The organism is Enterobacter sp. Taxon_2 (assembly GCF_058355295.1).
This window is the reverse complement of the sequence record NZ_CM178024.1, coordinates 1,775,655-1,793,290: the sequence shown is the minus strand read 5'-3', so window position 1 is coordinate 1,793,290 and position 17,636 is coordinate 1,775,655. Positions and strand designations below refer to the sequence as shown.

The window sequence follows — 17,636 nt, the reverse complement described above, 5'->3', positions numbered from 1 at the left end:
TCACCATTAAGCGGATTTGATTTTTAGGTTTACAAAACCTTCTTCATGAGCAATAGCGGTTGCTAAGTACTGGAAGCTGCGGAAAACAGTAATTTGTGCTGCACGGTGAGTAGTTGTATCTACGTCAATTTCCTGACCTTCTGACCAATTCGCAATAATTAGATTACGGAAGTCACCGATGATCACAGAATCGACATCTACAAAAGTACTTTCAACAACACGAACTTCATCGTTTAGCCACATATCGAAACGATGACCTTCAACCATAGTCACGGCTGAGGTGTTATTTAATACGGCGGTTTGACGTAGCTTAGCTAAAGTACTTGGATGCATTACCGCTACGCAAGAACGAACGTCAACGTTAGCAGTACCAAGAGCTTCAATAGCTTTCTGTACATCAGCTTCAGTCATTTTACCGATCGCTGCGGTCGTAACTACTGGAATCGTTGACTGTAGTGAATCAAAGATCTTGGATTCGAGGCCATTAGCCGCATAGCGGATTAGAGCATCCTGAACAAAGGTTGCTGCGGTATCAGAACTTAGCATGAGCTGCTTAGTTACAGGTACTGCACCAGCAAACATCTTTGGTGATAGCTTGATAGAATCAAAATTCGCGATTGTATCTTCAACTGCATCACCTTCTTCATAGAATTTGAAGTTACCTGGTGCCGCTGGAGTTAGACCAGTAAGGCGAGGAATACTAAGAACGCCACGGTAAGCAAGACCAGAATAGATAGTTGGATTTAGGCTTCCAAGAATGGACTGAGCCAATAGAGCGGTTAGATAAGAATCCGCATATACGGTTTTTACTGTTCCTGCTGCTGTCTGAGTATCGGTAGCAAGAGCACGGGAAAAATCCATTTTGAAACCGCGTTGGCCTTTTTCGAGTTCAGCTTTTACAGAATCAAAGTTATCATCGTTGATACTACGGATTAGTTCACCAATTACATTTTTATTCATATTATTAACATCCTTGTTAATTAGATTTGTTTCTTTATTTAGGGATCTGGTTTGAACTTCCTGTTTAAACTGTTCAACTGTCACACCTGATTTAATTGCTTCAGAACCATCTACCTTGAAAAGTTCTGCAATAGCGGTTAACTCACGAATTCTAATTTCGTCAGATTCACCTTTATTTAGTGCTGCACGTTCCTGTGCTTCTACTTCAACAATTTCAGTACTGTCCTGTACTTCTACTGTTTTAGTTTCTTCTACTGCTTCTGAACTTTCCTGTACTTCAACATGTTCATCAGATTCAGTACTTTCTTTTACTTCTTCTTCGATTTGTTCAACTACATCATCAGTACGTAGTTCTTCTTGTTGGTTTTCAATATCCATTTGTTCACCTTCACTAAGTTGAATTTCATTTGTATTTAGTGAACGTGAAACACCAACATAATCATCTGCGGGAACAGATACGCTACTTACTTCATATGGCGACCAAAGATCTACAATTAGGTTTTCACCTTCGATATGATAAGATTCAATATTGTATCCAACGGAAATTTTGGTACGGATACCTTCCTGAATCATTGTAAAAATAGTTTCTGCTTCTTGAATTGAAGATAGTTTTACAGTCGCACGACATACATTATCGCTGTCTACTCTCGCATCTAATACAATTCCAACATGACGGGTAAAGTCATGTTCAATTAGTAATGGAGCACCATTTAGCATACGAGTTAGGTTAACGGAATCAGGCGTACATTTAAGGATTTCGTTCAGTACACCAATACCTTCACCAAAATCACGTTTAACAGGTGTTTCACTTGCAAAAGCGATCTCAATGGTTCGATTTTCTACATCAATAGCGTTATTAATTTTCTGTAGGTTTAGTTCCCTCGTTAGTTGTTTCTTCATCCTGAATAACTTCCTGTTTATTATTAATTGTTTTAGCTTCCTCTAATTCAATTTCCTTCTGTACTTGATATGGGTCATAACCAAATTCAGAAACAACCATAGAACGACTCTTGATCTTGTTATCAATCATTAGTACTTGGGTTTGTACGTCTTTGAGAGGATCAAGGGATTCCACAAATTCACTAATATATTTAGCATTTACTAATTTATCGAAATCACTAAATTTCAGATTTAAACTCTGATTACGTAACATTTCTGCTTTAAGCCAGCGTGCGTATATTGGTTTTAATACAAACGTGGTTAATGCATTAGTACGTGTCTTGAAAGTCTGACGTTGTAGGCGGTCTGTTAGTTTTGCTGCTGAGAATGAAGCATTTGCGGTAGAACCGCTTAATGATTGCTCTGTGATACCAAGAGACATAGCAATTTGTTGCATCTGAGTATCTACAAACTCTGTGATTCCATCAGTAGCCCCGTTTGGGTTAACACTCGTTACGTTTTGTCCTGGTTGAAGTTCTACTAAAGCACCGCTTTGTAAGCTGTCATTTTCGTAGTAATCAGGTTCGTACCCTTTCATAAAATCAATATCTTCATCACTACCTGCTGAGTTAGTAATGAAAGCCATTGCAGAGGCTGATAGTTTCTTAGATATGATTGCTGCCTTAATAAAGGCTTCAAGATCTTTTAATAAAGTAGTACCTGCAATGATATCCGGTATGCCACGCTCTTGATTAGGGTAGTCCTGGATCATTAGATGAAGCATGTTTGATGCAGGAATTACTTCATAATCACCTGTTTGATACGTATATGTAGAAGGATTCAAACGAGTTACATAGTACTCAATTACTTTCCCATATCGATCAAAATGAATACCATTAGAAACATATGAACCATCATCAAAAATTCGGTTTCCAGTAGTCGGTATTCGCATAGTGTCGATAAGTTCAAACTTCACAGTACCGTTCACTTCATGACAAATAATGAACGCTTCACCATCAATACTACGAGTACGTTCCACTAAACGCTGAAAAGCCGCTAAATCCATCTTACCATTCATACTAAATGCTTCTGGATTATCTGCGTATTTGTAGAATAGCTGCTCAAGTTCTTCGTTAATAACTAAGTTTTCTTCATTATCATCATGAAGATTAACATCAGGACGGATATAGAGACCTGATGCACCCGTTACGCCATCACTGTTAACCTGAAAGTACTTTTTAGCAATTCCATTATTCAAACTTAGTTCACGTGACTTAGCGACTAAGGTAGGTAATGTCATATTGATGATACTATTAATATTTCCTGCTGAATTACCTGCTGCAAACCCAAAACTGATGATTGGTGATTGTGAGTTAGTACGAATCTCTTTTAGTTCACGTTTTAATGCATTATCTGTAAGTTGTTTACGTTCAAACTGTGGTTTAGGTACTTGTTCAGGCTCATCAATTTTTTTCTTTTTCCAGAACATTAGTTACCCCTGTTAAAAGTTGTTATTGATTTAATCGGATTACCAGAAGAAAGCCCCCTCATACGTGCTAATTCTTGGTTAGCAAGTTTTGTATAGTGAGTGCGGAGTTTTAGTAATGCGTCCATAGATTCTGTAGTTAGGCTTTTATTGTTGATGCTCTGAGTGATTACACCACCGCTCTGTACTTTAGACTCTATAACAATATTTATTTCATCAATGATAGATAGGTATTGATTGTATTTATTTGCTGTCGCAGTTGGATCTACTATCTGAAAGGTACGTACAGCAAATGTTTTATCATTGATAATTGCCGTATATGCACCTGATTTCCAGATTGAAGTATCAATTACAGAATATGGATAGGTATATGTAATTTTGATCCCATCCACATCTACTATATCTACTTTAGAATCTGCGGCAAAACTAAACACAATGCTTTCACCTTTGATAATATCTGAGGTGAAATCAACGCTGCGTGTTGCCATGTTTATTCCTTATTCATTAAACCAATTTCTTCTCCCCATACGCCTTTTACGTTGTTTACGTACTGGAACATGTTCTATAGGTGTATCATTAGTTTGTATTTCTTCATTGTATTTAGTTTTAGCTATATTGGCGTTGTAGTTCCTTAGTTTTTTATAGGCATCAACACCCAATTTATTTAACATATATTCAAAGCTAATTAGGCAATAGTTGAGCGTATCAAGCATTTCGTTACGATCATCTTTTGAACCAGTACGTTTCACCCAAACAAGTTGACCACCTTTCATTACTCGCTTTTCACTGGTGTACTGAAGGAATGCATCATCTGGTAATGAATGGCTAAAATGGATTCTCTTACCTTCATGTGCTTCATCGTTCATAGCTGCGTTAAGTAGCTTCCTGATACGGTTCTTCCCTTCGTTAACGTTAAGTAGCATGAACTTATAACCACCCGATGTACTTTCTTTGTATAGAGGAATGGTTGTACGCCCATCACCCTTGATAGGTTTGTATATCTCGTTACCTGTTTTATTACAGTATCGGTAGATGGTATTGGTTGCAGCACCATTAGAACTATCTACCCATACCTGAAGTACTCGTAGAGGTGTTCCATTTTTCGTTTTTAGCTTTGTATTATTTATAAAACTTTGTAATTCTGCATATGCTGGCGAATCATATTTATTACAATCGACTGCATAGAAGCTACGATGATCGAGTACATAATAATTCTTTTCCGATATGCCAACTAAAGTACATTCCAGGCGGTCTAATTGTTGGTCAACCGCATATGCTAAACCAACACAATCATTAGGTATGTTATGTATATCAATATCAAAATCGCGTAGTTGTTCCAGTAGAGTTAAATCGTGTTCTACGTTTTCTTTATCTATGTAGGGTTCGCCTAATGCGTTGTTCACAAAACGCATATGGTCAAAGTTCTTAAACGCTTCTGCAAAATCCTGTACCAACTTGCGGATCGACGAAACCGGAGAGTACAAACGTGATATGTGATAGCCCCTAACATCCTTAATTTCTGGATGTGTAGCGATCCAACGTCCTTGTGATACTGCTCTTACACGTTCGGCTTCTGTGTACTGGTGTTTACAGTGCGGGCATTCAAGATAGGCAGTATCGGCATCAGGGATAGAACGGCGGCCACCGTCTATTACTTTCCATTTGAATTTAACGTTTTTCCATATCAGGCGTTGTTCATCACCACATTCAGGGCAAGGTACGTGAAAGTACCTCTGATCGCTCATAGCAAATTCCTGGCATATGGGATCATCAGGTACTAACGGTGTAGAACACATCATGATTAGTGAATCACGGAATGATTCACAGCGTTGCGATACGAGGGCGATTGGATTACCCTCATCGCCATCAGTTAATACACCGGAAATTTCATCACAAAATACTCTCTTCGCCGTGAGGCCACGTAGGGTGCTTGGGCTTGAGAGACTTACGAAATAGTTGAAAGTACCAACGGTTGTTTCCTGTGTAGTGGCATCATTCGTTTTCGTCTTGTCTGATTTGCTCGTGATTAGTTTTGAAAGTGATGGTGTTAGCTGGATAGTTGGATCGTACTTACCATTCTTATACTTCTTCACTGTATTTGCTGTTGTACCAGCAATTACCATGTTTGATGGATCATGTTGAAGAAAGTACAGGGATGCACCAGTAACTATTGTTGTTTTTAGTAACTGTGCCGAACTCATTAGTACTACCTTGCGTACCCCTGGTTCTATAATTGAATCTAACGGTTGTTTCTGAAATTCGTACAAACGCATTGGTGAGCCTTGTAACTCACCATCGCAGAATTTAAGATTCTTCTCTACCCATTCACTCGGTCTGATCTTCTCTGGCGGTAGTATGTTTTTCACCGCCTGATTCAATATCGTTATTAATTTCCTCTGATTCTGAAAATCCATTTTCATATTCATCTTCCTCGTACTCATAATTTCCAATATCTCTGAGTACTTCATCAATTTTATCTTTTAGCGTTTCCCTCAATTGGTTTGCATCTTCACTTGCAAAGAGTTCTACATAAGTTGTGTTTGGAATACTACGCAACATGTTCTTTAGTTGAAGTAAGTAACTTGAAAGTGAGTCAGTTACATAATCCACTTCTACTAAGTTTCTTCTTTTTAGATCAGCTTCCATTTCTTCAATGTCTGCTTTAGCTTTTGCTAATCGTAATTGTTCACGCTGAGTTTCTTCTTTTAAATCTGTTTGTCCTCTCAATGGTGTTAGTACATTATCTTGTACCCATTGATAGATCTCATCGTCTGTTCCATCTATATCTAAACCTTTTGCTTTCCAATCACGGCTAACTGTTGCAGGATCGTATCCGTAGATTTTTGCTAATTGTAAGTACGTCATATTTCCTCGTATTGTGAATGAATTAGGTTTAAAACCTCCTATATCTTATTTATAGGGTGCGGCGAAACTACGCGGTCTTTAAGAAGTTCAGGAAGAACCTATTTTTGTTTATTTACTATTTTTGGTGATTGAACAATTTAAGTACTTTATGATAATCTTTTCTATCTACACACATATGAGGTTGATTTTATGCTCGCTTATATCTTTAAATTATTTGAGCTGTTTTTAAAGTTACCAAAACCTGTACAAATACAAATTATAAATGCTATTGTTGCTACTTTTGATAATGTGTTTAAACGTTTCCGTAGCACAAAGAGTAAAGAGGATTTCAAGACAGCAACAGAAGAAGCGGTAACACCTCAACAATGGCAGGGTACGTCAGCCGCTGTAAGTTCTTTTATACCTTCACTATACTCTCAAAAGAAAAAAGATGAGTTCGCTAACTCTGTCATTCAGTTAGTTAAAAGCGAAGGGTTCTTAAATGAATTAAGTAAACGGATTAACAACATCCAAACTGACGATGAAGAAAGCTACGTTGCTTTATGTTCTGTCGAAACAAAGAAACTTATCATCGAAATGATGGATAAAAAATAACTCGTTAGCCCACTTTGTGTGGGCTAAGATTTAGATGAAATCACGTTTACCAATATCCCACTGTCTATACGTTATCGGTTCAGGTGTACCCGTGTATTCCTTGATACCAGCTACCTCTGCAAAAAAAGCCAACTTATTCAGGTTATCTCCTACAGAAGCGTATACTACACCAATATCTTTACATATTACGTTATGTTCAAATGGTATGTTCTTGAACAAACCTGGTTCTAATATATTACCATGTATACGGTTTACTAAATCCCCTTCACGTTTCTCATATAAAGTAGTTTCTTCTGTTCCTGAATGATTAAGTCGACCATATGACCACCGAATCCAACGTAATGAGCTATCATAATTGTATACATGAATAATAATATCATTACACCCATCATTTAATATATGTGCAATGTATGTATCATGCCATGCTTCATAACCTTCAACTTTACCGTGAGGTAATTTTGGCTTATCGATCTTATGTACTGGTATAGTACTGTCAAGTTCAAACATGATAGCCCCCCCTAATTCATAGTCAAAACTATTCCAGTACGGACAAAATGCTATTGGCTCATCAGTTTCATACCATTGTCCATTATTATCAATAAAACCATAATAGCGATGATTATTACCATTTATGCTGAAAGGTTCTTGACGAAAGTAAGCTACTATTTTTGAGCGACAACGAATAACTACGCCATTCTGATAAGTTGTTGCTGTAGAGTGTAGTTGTGAATAAAGCATAGAATTACCTTTTTGTTTGTATTATGAAGTTCAGAAAAAAACGCCTTAACATTTTATTTTAGCTACTGCTGATTCAGTGAGAGTGAATATAATCAGTGGAAATGATGAATGCAAATACTTTTGAATTGATTTATTACGCAAATCTAATTCACCATTGTTTTATAAAGGAAAAAATATTTAGATTAATAACTTAAAATCAAAGTGATATATGTTTACTGGCAGTACTTATTATGAATTATCTTTTTATTTCCACTTTGAATATACTTTACTTGTAAATCAATACTTCCAGAAGAACTAATTAGTTATTCTAAAAATAACTTAACATCAATCTAATTCATAATTACTTTGTACTTGAGAAATAAAAAAAGCCCTGTATGTTCTAACCATACAGAGCTTAGACTAAACACAGTACTATATATCTATCTATGCCCATCAAATTCAAGAAACAACTACTTCTTCTCTATAACAGCATTTGTACCTTAGAGAAGTTCACTGAACGGTAGAGGTAGCCTTGAACGGCTGTTACTCCAGCATCACGTAGTACTGGTAGTTCTTGCCGCTGCTCTACTCCCTCAACGATCACATACGGGCAGTACTTCATGATGTTCTTCATCAGTACGTTGAATGTAGGTTTCTGTACTTCCTGACGGTAGAAAGCCCTATCAAGTTTGACCGCCTCATAGCAACCAGTAGAAAGTGCTGCTGTATTCGCAAAGCCTGATCCAAGATCATCAAGGAACAGGCGATAGCCAACGTTTAACAGTGTTTTAAGTACTGGATGATTGATACCGAGTTCAAGCCCTTCAAAGTTCTCTGATATCTCAAGCCTGATGAAATCCATTTTATCCAATAGCTGAATAATCTCCCTGTCAAACACACATAGCCGTGCCTGTATCGTATCAACGTTAACGGTACAGAAAAGCCGGTGCTCTCTGAACCATGACGCATGAACTTCTACAGTCTCTAATTGTTGTTTCAGTAGTTCCTTCTTCCCTTCGACCGTCATAGCCATGATGAAGTACTTACTATTCAGTACTGGCAGATCTTCATGATGGAAGCGGGTTAACATTTCACATCCTACGAGCTGGCCTGATGTAGTCATGATTGGTTCTGCTATGAAGGTTGTATTGCTCATCCCTGCTTATCTCTAAAATTGGTTAATTATCAATTATTGATCGTTTTCAGATATCAATGAAAGACTAACCACACTAAAGATAATCACTTAACTCATTGAAAATGATCATTTTTATTTGTTTTTTAGTGTTTTGTCTTGAATGATACGAATATACTGTATAAATTTACAGTAGTTATACATGAGCGGAGGGCTAAGAAATGAGCAATAAGAACGGTTATGATCCATCCAAACGTAGAGGGGTTCACCAGTTCTCCAACAACGGGGTATGGTTCACGGTCTGCTATCGTGGAAGTGCTCTTGAGCAATTCAAGTTTGGTGATCGGGTGATATTTGAAGGTTCTTTAGGCGGGGTGTTCTGGCTGGGAACGGTTGAAAGGGATTGTTTTGTACTGATTAGCGAAACGCCATTTAAAGAGGTTTTGGACGCTGTGAGTTACCTACATGCTGAACAACGTGTGATTGAACAACATGGTGATGATTGGTTTTGTGGACAAGAAGAACTACCGTTCTAAGTTCACGCCACACCTACGCAAACAAACCATAACCCCATTGTAGGCGTAGCGTGAAACCGGAGTGTACGTTATTCGGTGATTAATGGTAAAGTGATTGCATTACCTTTTATGATTTTAGGAACATCCTTCGATGGACTGTAGAAAAGCAAATATTGCTCTTATAACAATTGTCTCTGCGTTATTAATTATTTCATGCTTAGTACTTATAAAGTTTCTTTTTTCTGGTAATGAAGGTTTCGAGTGGGGTTCGGTTAGTGACTGGTTTAGTTCTATTGCCAATATCATTATGGCAGGGGCAGCCCTTTATGCAGCATGGAACGCTAAAAATTGGTTTCAAACTAAAATAAAGGAAAATGCATTAAATCAAGTTACTAAATTCTGGACTAATTGCGATCTTTTTTCGTTGGAAATGCTGAAAACATATGAAAATGTACGGAACCTCAATAATACTGAACCAGAATGTGACCCTCCAAATTTTCCTCATTTAGTAACAACAGAAAAAGAAGTCATAGATCAACTGCAAATAAAATTAACAGCTTTGGAAAACGAATTACAATCACTTACCTTTTGGAAAGTATCACCAAAAGATGATACTATTTTCAAAAATTATTTCATCAAAAATCAAAAAGCGTTGGCAACTTTGAGAAATGCAATAGGGTTTGATGTAAATGATATTTCTGAACGATATCATTACAATATCAACTATGGGAAAACATTAGTTGATACTTTTAAAGATTTAATCAAAACACATGCATCCTTAAAAAAGGACATGAATAATCTTTTCCATTTCTCTAATTAGAATCTACAACATTTAACAAGCGGTGGAGTACCTTCACCGCTATAACTAATACTTCAATATACGGATTTACAATGGCTTCATTAAAGTACTCATCCTTTCGCTCTTTAATGGTTAAGTACTGGAACGGATCACCCAAATCCCTTACCCTCGAATCGCGTGTTTCCATCTGCAAACCATCAGAACCATTAGTTTCTATACGTACTTCCTCTGTAACATACAGAAAATAGTATGATCCATCATCATATGTGTTAAATTCCATTCTTATCATTTCGTAAATCCTATAGTGGGTTAGTACTGCTAACCTTTCTATATATTTACTGCTTTCCGCTCAATTTTACTTACATACTAAACTCTTTGCAGTAATGATAGTCTCATCAGTTAGTGAAGCATTGAATAACTCATCGTTCCCCATGTTCAGTAGTTCATCAATGACATATTGTTTGATAGCAAATACTGGACATGGCTGATTTCCGCTTGGATAAAATTGAAACTTAAATTCTTGTACTGGCTGGACGGTTATCACATTGCCAATCACTTCATAAACAAAACCCTTAATAATATATTTTTCCATAAACTCACCTCATCTATTGTTGATGTATTTATTCTTAGAGCCAGTAATTAAGTACAAAAAAAATACCCTCACCATATGCAGTGAGGGTACTTAATAAAATAGGGGATTAGCGTTTGGCCTGAAACTTTCTGAAGAGTAAGCGGATGATTACAAACATGACAATTGCATAGATCAGTACAGCTACAATTATTGCGGTGAATCTAATCGGATCAGCATCTGCTTCATATGGCTCGCTTAGCATGGAACCAAACACACTATATGCTTTATCCATAAACCATATGGTTAGACCGTTTAGGGGTTTACCGAAGCTCGATAACCATCCCGATAGAACCACACATATGACGAACAAGGCTATATTAACGTTTCTTACAGTTCGCATAGTCGCTACTCCCTTGTACATCAACATAACCATAGGCCATTAATCCACTTCTGGAACCAGGTACTTTCACTTTCTTAGTGCGTAGTAGCTGAGTACGCACAGTGTAGAAATCAGGACGGTTCGCAAAGGTAATACACCCTTCACTGACCCCTGACCCATCCGGCCTGAGTGGATGTAAACGGAAACCACCACGAGCAACACCATTAACATGAATACTGTCTGTCATGGTTTGTGCGTTGAACAAGGCGAACCATTCAGAGTGATCATTACCACCGTAGAGATCAACGCCCCATGCTCGTATCTGGTTCACTATTGATCCGGTTGGCCTGTCTACTATCCAGTACCTTCCTGGAGGTATGGCACTATTAGGCATAAACGCACAATTGGGATCATTGGTATATGGGTTCTGCCCACTGAATACCGAGAAAGTTCCTATTCCATAGACGTGTAATTTGGCATAGCCATTTTTATCAATGTCGTCGTATGTCATCCTCATTATTTGCATTTTGTTTTCCCTGCTGTTTGCATATGACGATTCTAACATATGCCATTTAAACAATCAGCCTCCTAAATGTAGTAAGTCTAAAAACCAACTTAAATTATCATATTCCGTATGAGACTTTCTAATTCACTCGTATTTTTTAGCTATCTTTATTTTCGATAGGTTATGCATCTTTAGAAAACCTTGCAATAAGATTTTTTGAATTAGGAATTTCATGCTCTTTCCCTTCAACATCCAATACGGTAATGTTTTCTAACTCATAAGCATTTCCATCATCATCTGTAATTACTAAATCCCTGAACTCTATTTGAAACATTTCTCTTTGCTTTTCTTTTAGTATAAATCCTTTTTTTTCATAACTATGTCTGGTATTATTCCCTTCGTAATGGCATAAAATCCCTTCTAATACAGCATCACGCCTGCCAACATTCAGAACTGTCACTTCAATTTTATAAGCCTTTTCGTAAACCGGTTCGTATACAACTCGACCTGAAATTTTCAATCTCGATCTATCATGCCATGCTGTTCTACCTGAAAAAAATAAGGAAGTACATGCTATGATAAATGAAAGCACTGAAAACAAATCTTTATATTTAGCTGCTACTGTTAATATACTCATTTTTTCTCAACTATTAATTTTAATGTTTCTAAACTTAAGACTTCACTTCCCCTATGTATCATTGCATGACAGTTAGGACAAAGGGGAACCATATCCTCAATCGGGTTTACCACATAGTTCTCACCTACTGTATGTAGTGGTTTGATATGATGAACGTGTATAAATCCTTTACCGTGTTCACCATAGACTTTCTCAAAGTCAAATCCACAACACATGCATGAAGTTCCATGATGGTCAATACAAGCCTGTCGTGCTTTTGGATCACGCTCGTAGGAGTTTACTGTAACTTGCTTTTTTGCACCTTCAGCGTAGTTTTCAGGTGAGGTAATTTCGTCAGGAAACGGATTAGGTAAAAAGTCAGCATACCAAACAGTACCTTCTTTTCGAAGGTAACGCTTTTCAAGTTTAGGGGTGAAACGTTTGATAACAGCTACATCTCTATCCTCATCGTTTCGCCCCTGCTCCATATCAAACGTGAAAAGATCATAACCTTCAGCTATCAACTGGATGTGTTCAATAGCTTGAATGTACCCCAGATTTTTTCTTGTCCTACCATCAACTACTTTGGTTTTCCACCGCTCCCTTAGTATGACTGATCTTTCTTGCTCTTTCTGAACATCCCAAGCACCAAAGATCACCATTTTCTTGTCGTGATTAACAAATGACCAACTCCATGTCCAATTTTTACATGTCGCACCATGCGACTGGATGAATTGTTTTCTGTTCATGTTATTCCTCTCTTAAGTACCTCTTTGTACACAAAAATTGCACACTTGATCCAGTACTTTATGTAGTTATCAAATGGCATCATATGACCGGAGCGAGAGGGGTTAAACTGGCGGGGCATTTCGGACTTACCAATTCACTTTAGGTACTTCACTTGCTGTACTAACACCTATCGAGCAAAGCGAGAAGAAACGCCTTCCGTCTTTTCGAGTACAGCGAGAAAAACGGAACGTTTCTAACCAATACTACGAGGAGTTCACGACGAGTAGTATTCGTGACGCAGTCACAGTTTCATTGAATACTGATAGAGAAAGAAATACATGGAATGAAATGGAATGGATTTCGTATCTCTATACTTAGTTGCCGTATTGATGGTAGAACGCGGGTTTCAGGGGCTTTTTCTGCCGTAATACGGCATGGATATATGCCGTAATATGCCGTAATAAGGCACAATTAACGCAAGCTCTTTAAGTACTCAATCATGTCATCAATAAAGTTACCTTGTTTTTGTAGTTCTAATAGCTTACCAACTTCTTTATACGTTAGCGTTCTTTGTCCATATGCTGGTGCTGGTAGTGCGTCAGGGTGCTCCATCAAGTACTGCTCTATTCGTTTTGCTGCATCCGTTATCGCTGCCCCGTAGTACCTAATCATACGTTCTTTTACTTGTTTCTTATTCTGTTTTATTTTAATAAGATTGATAGTTTTGAATAGTAAATCATTTCGTATTTCATCTTCATTACTCAATACTGTAAACACATCGTATACACTAATCTTATCCCTCACATTCAGTTTAGCTACTGAATCCTTCATAATGTTTTTGATATCTTCACATGGGATATCTTTGTATAGCTTGTACTGGCTTATTAGTGCTTTTATGTTTCTATTATCAAAACTTGAATAGGTTTTTGCCATGATAAATACTCCTGTATAAATGTAATTAATAGATGGCCTGTAGTGATTCCACCCACTACAGGCCATTTGTATTTTATTGCCCTGCTTTTTTTATAATCCTTGTATAAGCTTGACGTGATACTGAACGATTCCAAAGATTATTAAAATAGTTTGTTATTCCAATCAATGAGTACTTGCCAGTTTTGTAAGTACTAATAATCTCTTCTTTCTCTTCTTTTGTAAAACGAATACAAGGCTTTCTTTTTTTGATTTTTGCAATATTATTTTTCTGAGTAATCCATTGTAAATTACTAACTTCATTGTTTAATGGATTATCATCAATATGATCAACTACTAATTTCAACGATTGATTGCGTGGTATAAATGCTTCGGCTACAAGACGATGAACCTCAATAACTTTACTACCATATCCTTTTACAGATAATGATACTTTATAATACCCATTCGATTTACTTAATGAGTTTTTAAGTTTTCTATTTGTCTTAGTATTAAAAACTTCACCATCAGAGCTTACTATGTAGTTTTCATATTGTGTGTTTTTCCATTGTTTCATTTGAACTTCCTTTTATAATTAACGCGTCAATTCCTTTGATCGCGTTTCTCACATCTACTTGGCCTGTGAGAGTTAGCCCTTTTTTAGAATGATGTGTTGGTTTAGTAAGTACTGAAAAGCACTTGCGAGTGATACACGCTCGCATACCCCACTCTTAGATAGCTCCTGTAGAGCGATAAGTTGAGCGTCAGTTAATCTCACGGTCACACAATTAGTTTTTACATCCTTTTTTTTGGTTTTCATTTGTTTTTCCTTATTAAATGATTTCGATTTCGTAATAGATCCCATGTAAAAAGAACCCTACGGCGTAGGGTATCTTTTCAATGGAAGGATAGATGAGTCACAATCTATATATTATTTATTATTATTCTTCGAAACATGCGAGATATGTGAAGACATTTTTAGTATAGGATTTTTTTCAAAATCGTTTCACGGGTTTTTAAATCGTTATTGTTGATTCAATCTGGAAGTATTGAAGAAGTTGAGAGAAAACATTAAGTACATGGTACTTATATTTTATCATGTTATTTTTTCCGTTTCAGGTAGTTCCTAACCCATCTATTTATTACCGGTATCTTCAAAGGTAGAGTAATGATACATAACACCATAAAGATGATTGAACAGACTATGTACATGGGGAAAATAACTAAAATGTAAAGAATGGCTGCGAATACTTCTATTAGAAAATTCATTTGAGGTTCCTTTTTTTATCTTTTAGATATTTATTCGGAACCTTCAAAAAGGTGCTAAAATGATGGGGATTTGGAACACTCTCAACTATAGAATTATTAATACACTATAAATCTTGAGTGCTCGAATCTCACAAAGACTTGTTATAACTGTCGATACAGTTCAACCTTAAGATATGCCACTTAGTCGATCCATTCAATCATATCTTCATTAAGCACAAAACTAAAAGTATCAGGTTCTCGACCAACCATCATTACATTGATGTAATGCAAAAGATCATTTATGCTTTTCTTTCTACTTGCATACAATACCCATACATCACCGTTTGACTCTACTCTGAATACCATTTCCTTGTCTTCTTTGACGATATAAGTTCGTTCATTGTTCTTTTGATAAATACTGATTTCACTTAACAGTGCCCCATTGTTATCGGTTAATAGTAGATGCTTAAGTATGTCTTTATGATAAGTGATATCATATGAATAATAAGCACCTATGTAACTTGAGTCAGTTCTTAAACATTTAATTGAGGCTACTACTTTTGATATATTCTCATTTGTTTTTCTTCTAAGGACAGTGTTATCTTGATTTGAAATTTCACCGATATCATAATTATATGAAAGCCGAACTACTTCACTTGCATTTTCGATTGAGTTAATTTTTGCGATCAAGTCTTCTTTTTCTATATTTCTTTTCCTTTTAAATTCCATTATTGCAAACAATTCTTCTTCATCATTAGCACTTTTAATCTTTTCATTAAGCTCTAATAATTTGTTGTTGGTTTGTTGAAGAAGATTTTTTAGGGTATCCACGGAATTATTTTGTGTTTTATCCCCATAAATATCATCCAGTTCCAACCCTTTTATATGTTCTAATAAAACTTTTTCCGTAACGCTGTACCTTAGCATCTTTGAATTGCACTTTTCATCTTTAGTACGTTGTCTATAGCAACGTAAGTACTGCCCCCCATTAGACATACTCTGAACGATCATAGGACTACCGCACTCATAGCATTTAGTTAGGCCGTTAAATAAATTCCGTTGTTTTGTTGTAGTACTTCTTTGCTTTTTATTTGAAACATTCCTATCCATCAATGATTGGACTTTTAGAAAAAGATCATCATCAACAACTACCGGATAGATACGTTTAGCATTATCATTCGCTTCTTTCTTGATCTTTAAATTCTCTAAAATTCGTTTTTCGGCTTCATTAGTACTTTCATTAATTTTTTTGGGTATGGTTTTGTACTTACCCACAAGAAAGCCATTAAGACGACGATCACGTAATTTGTTATATACAGTGACAGTGTTCCAACCTTTGCCGTTGTACCTGTTACCTTCATCATTGAGTACCTTAACGATATGAGTCACCCCGTACCCATCACGATACATCTGAAAGATTCGTTTAATAGTTTCTACTTTGTGATAGTCAATCTCATATGACAGTTTATCAGTACTGAGCGACAACCAATCTGGTGTGTTGTTGTTAAGAGCTACCCCATTTGCTAAAGATGCTTCTTTACGATGCTTCCATGACTTCATACTAATACGTGCTTTTCGCTTCGATTCCTGGTGAGCACGTTCAATACTTGTGGATAATGCAGATAACTTGTGATCGAGCTTATAGCTGTAAATTTGCCCCGTTTCAACTTCAACAATATCAATGTTACGTTTGATCAGGAAAGTAAACTCATCGATTGCATCATAGCCCTGCTTTCTGGAGAACCGATCAACGGACTCAATCAACAGACAACCTTCAGTAATCTCTCCTGACCTTACACGTTCCTTGAACCGCCCCAATGATCCCTTCGTGAAGTTGTGTCCGGCGTAGCCTGACAATCCTTTATCACTGTCCAGTACTTCATGATTGCTTGGATCAAGCTGATACCCTAATTCAGCGGGTAGTTTAGCGTTTTCGAGGAAGTCTAATACTGTACTAATCTGGCGATCTAAGCCAAAAGCATCAACCTGCTGCAAGCTCGATACCCTACTATAGATGTAGGCTTTGACAGTTCGCATTCATGCACCTATACATTTGATAAACATAATCATTGAGGAACTCATTATGTCCGATAAAGAATATGTATTCTATAGTACGCTGGAAGAAGCTATTGATGCCGCTCGTGAAGAGTTCCTCGCCGACAACCCCGGCGTTGAAGAAGAAGATGCTGACGTGCAACAGCTTAATATCCAGAAATACGTTCTGCAGGATGGGGATATTATGTGGCAGGCCGAATTCTTTGCCGATGAAGGTGAAGAAGGGGAATGTTTGCCGATATTGAGCGGTGAAGGTGCGCAGGCCGTCTTCGATGGCAACTATGACGAAATCGAACTTCGGCAGGAATGGCTGGAAGAGAACACCCTACACGAGTGGGATGAGGGCGAGTTTCAGCTCGAGCCGCCGCTGGATACGGAAGAAGGTCAAACCGCAGCCGATGAGTGGGACGAGCGTTAATTTACGCTATTCGTAAGGGCCATGGCTGGCATCAATTGGCAGCAACAGCGTGTCGAAAATCAGCGAGAACGGCAGATCGAGCACGGTGAGGTAGCGCCATGCGGAATCACGGAGATCCCATTTCACGCCAGGGTAATACTGATTTCCGTGGCCCTGCCCTGGAATGGTGCGACTGATGATACTGCCGCAGCCGCTGAGCAGGCATGCCATCAGTACGACGATGATTATTTTCATGAGTAACCTCTAAAAAAATACCGGC

19 protein-coding genes are annotated in these 17,636 nt (G+C 37.3%); 4 read left to right on the top strand and 15 right to left on the bottom strand.

Going from position 1 to position 17,636, the window contains the following annotated elements; genetic code table 11:
* Positions 1-6 precede the first annotated feature (6 nt).
* From AC4IC4_RS08395 to AC4IC4_RS08375, 5 genes are read right to left on the bottom strand one after another with little or no spacing between them, the layout of a single operon-like run.
* Positions 7-1,860, bottom strand: a complete 1,854-nt coding sequence (locus AC4IC4_RS08395; RefSeq protein WP_087529525.1) for a phage major capsid protein — start codon at positions 1,858-1,860, stop codon at positions 7-9.
* Positions 1,817-3,328 carry a phage portal protein gene (locus tag AC4IC4_RS08390; RefSeq protein WP_491472542.1) on the bottom strand — a complete coding sequence of 504 codons (1,512 nt, stop codon included), beginning with the start codon at positions 3,326-3,328 and terminating at the stop codon, positions 1,817-1,819. Before AC4IC4_RS08390 ends, AC4IC4_RS08395 begins: the two co-directional genes overlap by 44 nt.
* Positions 3,328-3,813, bottom strand: a complete 486-nt coding sequence (locus AC4IC4_RS08385) for a hypothetical protein (protein WP_087529523.1) — start codon at positions 3,811-3,813, stop codon at positions 3,328-3,330. Before AC4IC4_RS08385 ends, AC4IC4_RS08390 begins: the two co-directional genes overlap by 1 nt.
* Before the next feature lie 9 nt (positions 3,814-3,822).
* The gene (locus tag AC4IC4_RS08380; RefSeq protein ID WP_165765169.1) at positions 3,823-5,745 is read right to left on the bottom strand and encodes a terminase gpA endonuclease subunit; all 1,923 of its coding nucleotides are present in this window, start codon (positions 5,743-5,745) and stop codon (positions 3,823-3,825) included.
* Complete coding sequence (locus tag AC4IC4_RS08375) at positions 5,651-6,190, bottom strand: hypothetical protein (RefSeq protein ID WP_165765168.1); 540 nt, start codon at positions 6,188-6,190, stop codon at positions 5,651-5,653. The genes AC4IC4_RS08380 and AC4IC4_RS08375 overlap by 95 nt, the downstream gene beginning before the upstream one ends.
* A 189-nt stretch (positions 6,191-6,379) precedes the next feature.
* On the opposite strand from AC4IC4_RS08375, the gene AC4IC4_RS08370 reads away from it, so the two are divergent.
* Entirely contained in the window at positions 6,380-6,784 is a 405-nt protein-coding gene (locus tag AC4IC4_RS08370; protein WP_087529521.1) for a hypothetical protein, read from the top strand.
* Between the two features lie 30 nt (positions 6,785-6,814).
* On the opposite strand, the gene AC4IC4_RS08365 is transcribed toward AC4IC4_RS08370, so the two are convergent.
* Both AC4IC4_RS08365 and AC4IC4_RS08360 read right to left on the bottom strand, forming a co-directional pair.
* Positions 6,815-7,522 (bottom strand): hypothetical protein, encoded by a 708-nt coding sequence (locus AC4IC4_RS08365; RefSeq protein WP_200925110.1) that lies wholly within the window; start codon positions 7,520-7,522, stop codon positions 6,815-6,817.
* A 460-nt stretch (positions 7,523-7,982) separates the two neighbouring features.
* On the bottom strand, positions 7,983-8,657 hold the full coding sequence (locus AC4IC4_RS08360; RefSeq protein WP_491472541.1) for an EAL domain-containing protein: 675 nt from the start codon (positions 8,655-8,657) through the stop codon (positions 7,983-7,985).
* 197 nt (positions 8,658-8,854) lie between these two features.
* Between AC4IC4_RS08360 and AC4IC4_RS08355 the strand changes: the two genes are divergently transcribed.
* Both AC4IC4_RS08355 and AC4IC4_RS08350 read left to right on the top strand, forming a co-directional pair.
* Positions 8,855-9,169, top strand: coding sequence for a hypothetical protein (locus AC4IC4_RS08355; protein WP_087529519.1), 315 nt, complete (start codon positions 8,855-8,857; stop codon positions 9,167-9,169).
* A 130-nt stretch (positions 9,170-9,299) separates the two neighbouring features.
* The gene (locus tag AC4IC4_RS08350) at positions 9,300-9,968 is read left to right on the top strand and encodes a hypothetical protein (RefSeq protein ID WP_087529518.1); all 669 of its coding nucleotides are present in this window, start codon (positions 9,300-9,302) and stop codon (positions 9,966-9,968) included.
* Positions 9,969-10,302: 334 nt separating this feature from the next.
* On the opposite strand, the gene AC4IC4_RS08345 is transcribed toward AC4IC4_RS08350, so the two are convergent.
* The 7 genes from AC4IC4_RS08345 to AC4IC4_RS08315 all read right to left on the bottom strand — a co-directional run bounded on the left by AC4IC4_RS08345 (position 10,303) and on the right by AC4IC4_RS08315 (position 16,899).
* Complete coding sequence (locus AC4IC4_RS08345; protein WP_087529516.1) at positions 10,303-10,539, bottom strand: hypothetical protein; 237 nt, start codon at positions 10,537-10,539, stop codon at positions 10,303-10,305.
* A gap of 356 nt (positions 10,540-10,895) precedes the next feature.
* A complete protein-coding gene (locus AC4IC4_RS08340) occupies positions 10,896-11,423 on the bottom strand; it encodes a DUF2778 domain-containing protein (protein WP_087529514.1) in 528 nt (175 codons plus the stop codon).
* Positions 11,424-11,583: 160 nt separating this feature from the next.
* Positions 11,584-12,039, bottom strand: coding sequence for a hypothetical protein (locus AC4IC4_RS08335; protein WP_491472540.1), 456 nt, complete (start codon positions 12,037-12,039; stop codon positions 11,584-11,586).
* A complete protein-coding gene (locus AC4IC4_RS08330) occupies positions 12,036-12,767 on the bottom strand; it encodes an HNH endonuclease (RefSeq protein ID WP_087529512.1) in 732 nt (243 codons plus the stop codon). The genes AC4IC4_RS08335 and AC4IC4_RS08330 overlap by 4 nt, the downstream gene beginning before the upstream one ends.
* 451 nt (positions 12,768-13,218) lie before the next feature.
* Positions 13,219-13,680 carry a hypothetical protein gene (locus tag AC4IC4_RS08325; protein ID WP_491472539.1) on the bottom strand — a complete coding sequence of 154 codons (462 nt, stop codon included), beginning with the start codon at positions 13,678-13,680 and terminating at the stop codon, positions 13,219-13,221.
* A gap of 73 nt (positions 13,681-13,753) precedes the next feature.
* Positions 13,754-14,233, bottom strand: coding sequence for an HNH endonuclease signature motif containing protein (locus AC4IC4_RS08320; protein WP_087529510.1), 480 nt, complete (start codon positions 14,231-14,233; stop codon positions 13,754-13,756).
* Between the two features lie 872 nt (positions 14,234-15,105).
* Positions 15,106-16,899, bottom strand: coding sequence for a recombinase family protein (locus AC4IC4_RS08315; RefSeq protein WP_165765167.1), 1,794 nt, complete (start codon positions 16,897-16,899; stop codon positions 15,106-15,108).
* Positions 16,900-16,987: 88 nt separating this feature from the next.
* Here AC4IC4_RS08315 and AC4IC4_RS08310 point away from each other — a divergent pair, with 88 nt between their 5' ends.
* Entirely contained in the window at positions 16,988-17,377 is a 390-nt protein-coding gene (locus AC4IC4_RS08310) for a MysB family protein (protein WP_491472538.1), read from the top strand.
* A 6-nt stretch (positions 17,378-17,383) separates the two neighbouring features.
* On the opposite strand, the gene AC4IC4_RS08305 is transcribed toward AC4IC4_RS08310, so the two are convergent.
* Positions 17,384-17,611 (bottom strand): YceK/YidQ family lipoprotein, encoded by a 228-nt coding sequence (locus AC4IC4_RS08305; RefSeq protein WP_032650824.1) that lies wholly within the window; start codon positions 17,609-17,611, stop codon positions 17,384-17,386.
* Positions 17,612-17,636 lie beyond the last annotated feature (25 nt).

Coding starts and splice junctions, on each gene's coding strand:
- AC4IC4_RS08395 (WP_087529525.1), bottom strand. CDS start 1,860: ATGAAGAAACAACTAACGAGGGAACTAAACCTACAGAAAATTAATAAC.
- AC4IC4_RS08390 (WP_491472542.1), bottom strand. CDS start 3,328: ATGTTCTGGAAAAAGAAAAAAATTGATGAGCCTGAACAAGTACCTAAA.
- AC4IC4_RS08385 (WP_087529523.1), bottom strand. CDS start 3,813: ATGGCAACACGCAGCGTTGATTTCACCTCAGATATTATCAAAGGTGAA.
- AC4IC4_RS08380 (WP_165765169.1), bottom strand. CDS start 5,745: ATGAAAATGGATTTTCAGAATCAGAGGAAATTAATAACGATATTGAAT.
- AC4IC4_RS08375 (WP_165765168.1), bottom strand. CDS start 6,190: ATGACGTACTTACAATTAGCAAAAATCTACGGATACGATCCTGCAACA.
- AC4IC4_RS08370 (WP_087529521.1), top strand. CDS start 6,380: ATGCTCGCTTATATCTTTAAATTATTTGAGCTGTTTTTAAAGTTACCA.
- AC4IC4_RS08365 (WP_200925110.1), bottom strand. CDS start 7,522: ATGCTTTATTCACAACTACACTCTACAGCAACAACTTATCAGAATGGC.
- AC4IC4_RS08360 (WP_491472541.1), bottom strand. CDS start 8,657: ATGAGCAATACAACCTTCATAGCAGAACCAATCATGACTACATCAGGC.
- AC4IC4_RS08355 (WP_087529519.1), top strand. CDS start 8,855: ATGAGCAATAAGAACGGTTATGATCCATCCAAACGTAGAGGGGTTCAC.
- AC4IC4_RS08350 (WP_087529518.1), top strand. CDS start 9,300: ATGGACTGTAGAAAAGCAAATATTGCTCTTATAACAATTGTCTCTGCG.
- AC4IC4_RS08345 (WP_087529516.1), bottom strand. CDS start 10,539: ATGGAAAAATATATTATTAAGGGTTTTGTTTATGAAGTGATTGGCAAT.
- AC4IC4_RS08340 (WP_087529514.1), bottom strand. CDS start 11,423: ATGCAAATAATGAGGATGACATACGACGACATTGATAAAAATGGCTAT.
- AC4IC4_RS08335 (WP_491472540.1), bottom strand. CDS start 12,039: ATGAGTATATTAACAGTAGCAGCTAAATATAAAGATTTGTTTTCAGTG.
- AC4IC4_RS08330 (WP_087529512.1), bottom strand. CDS start 12,767: ATGAACAGAAAACAATTCATCCAGTCGCATGGTGCGACATGTAAAAAT.
- AC4IC4_RS08325 (WP_491472539.1), bottom strand. CDS start 13,680: ATGGCAAAAACCTATTCAAGTTTTGATAATAGAAACATAAAAGCACTA.
- AC4IC4_RS08320 (WP_087529510.1), bottom strand. CDS start 14,233: ATGAAACAATGGAAAAACACACAATATGAAAACTACATAGTAAGCTCT.
- AC4IC4_RS08310 (WP_491472538.1), top strand. CDS start 16,988: ATGTCCGATAAAGAATATGTATTCTATAGTACGCTGGAAGAAGCTATT.
- AC4IC4_RS08305 (WP_032650824.1), bottom strand. CDS start 17,611: ATGAAAATAATCATCGTCGTACTGATGGCATGCCTGCTCAGCGGCTGC.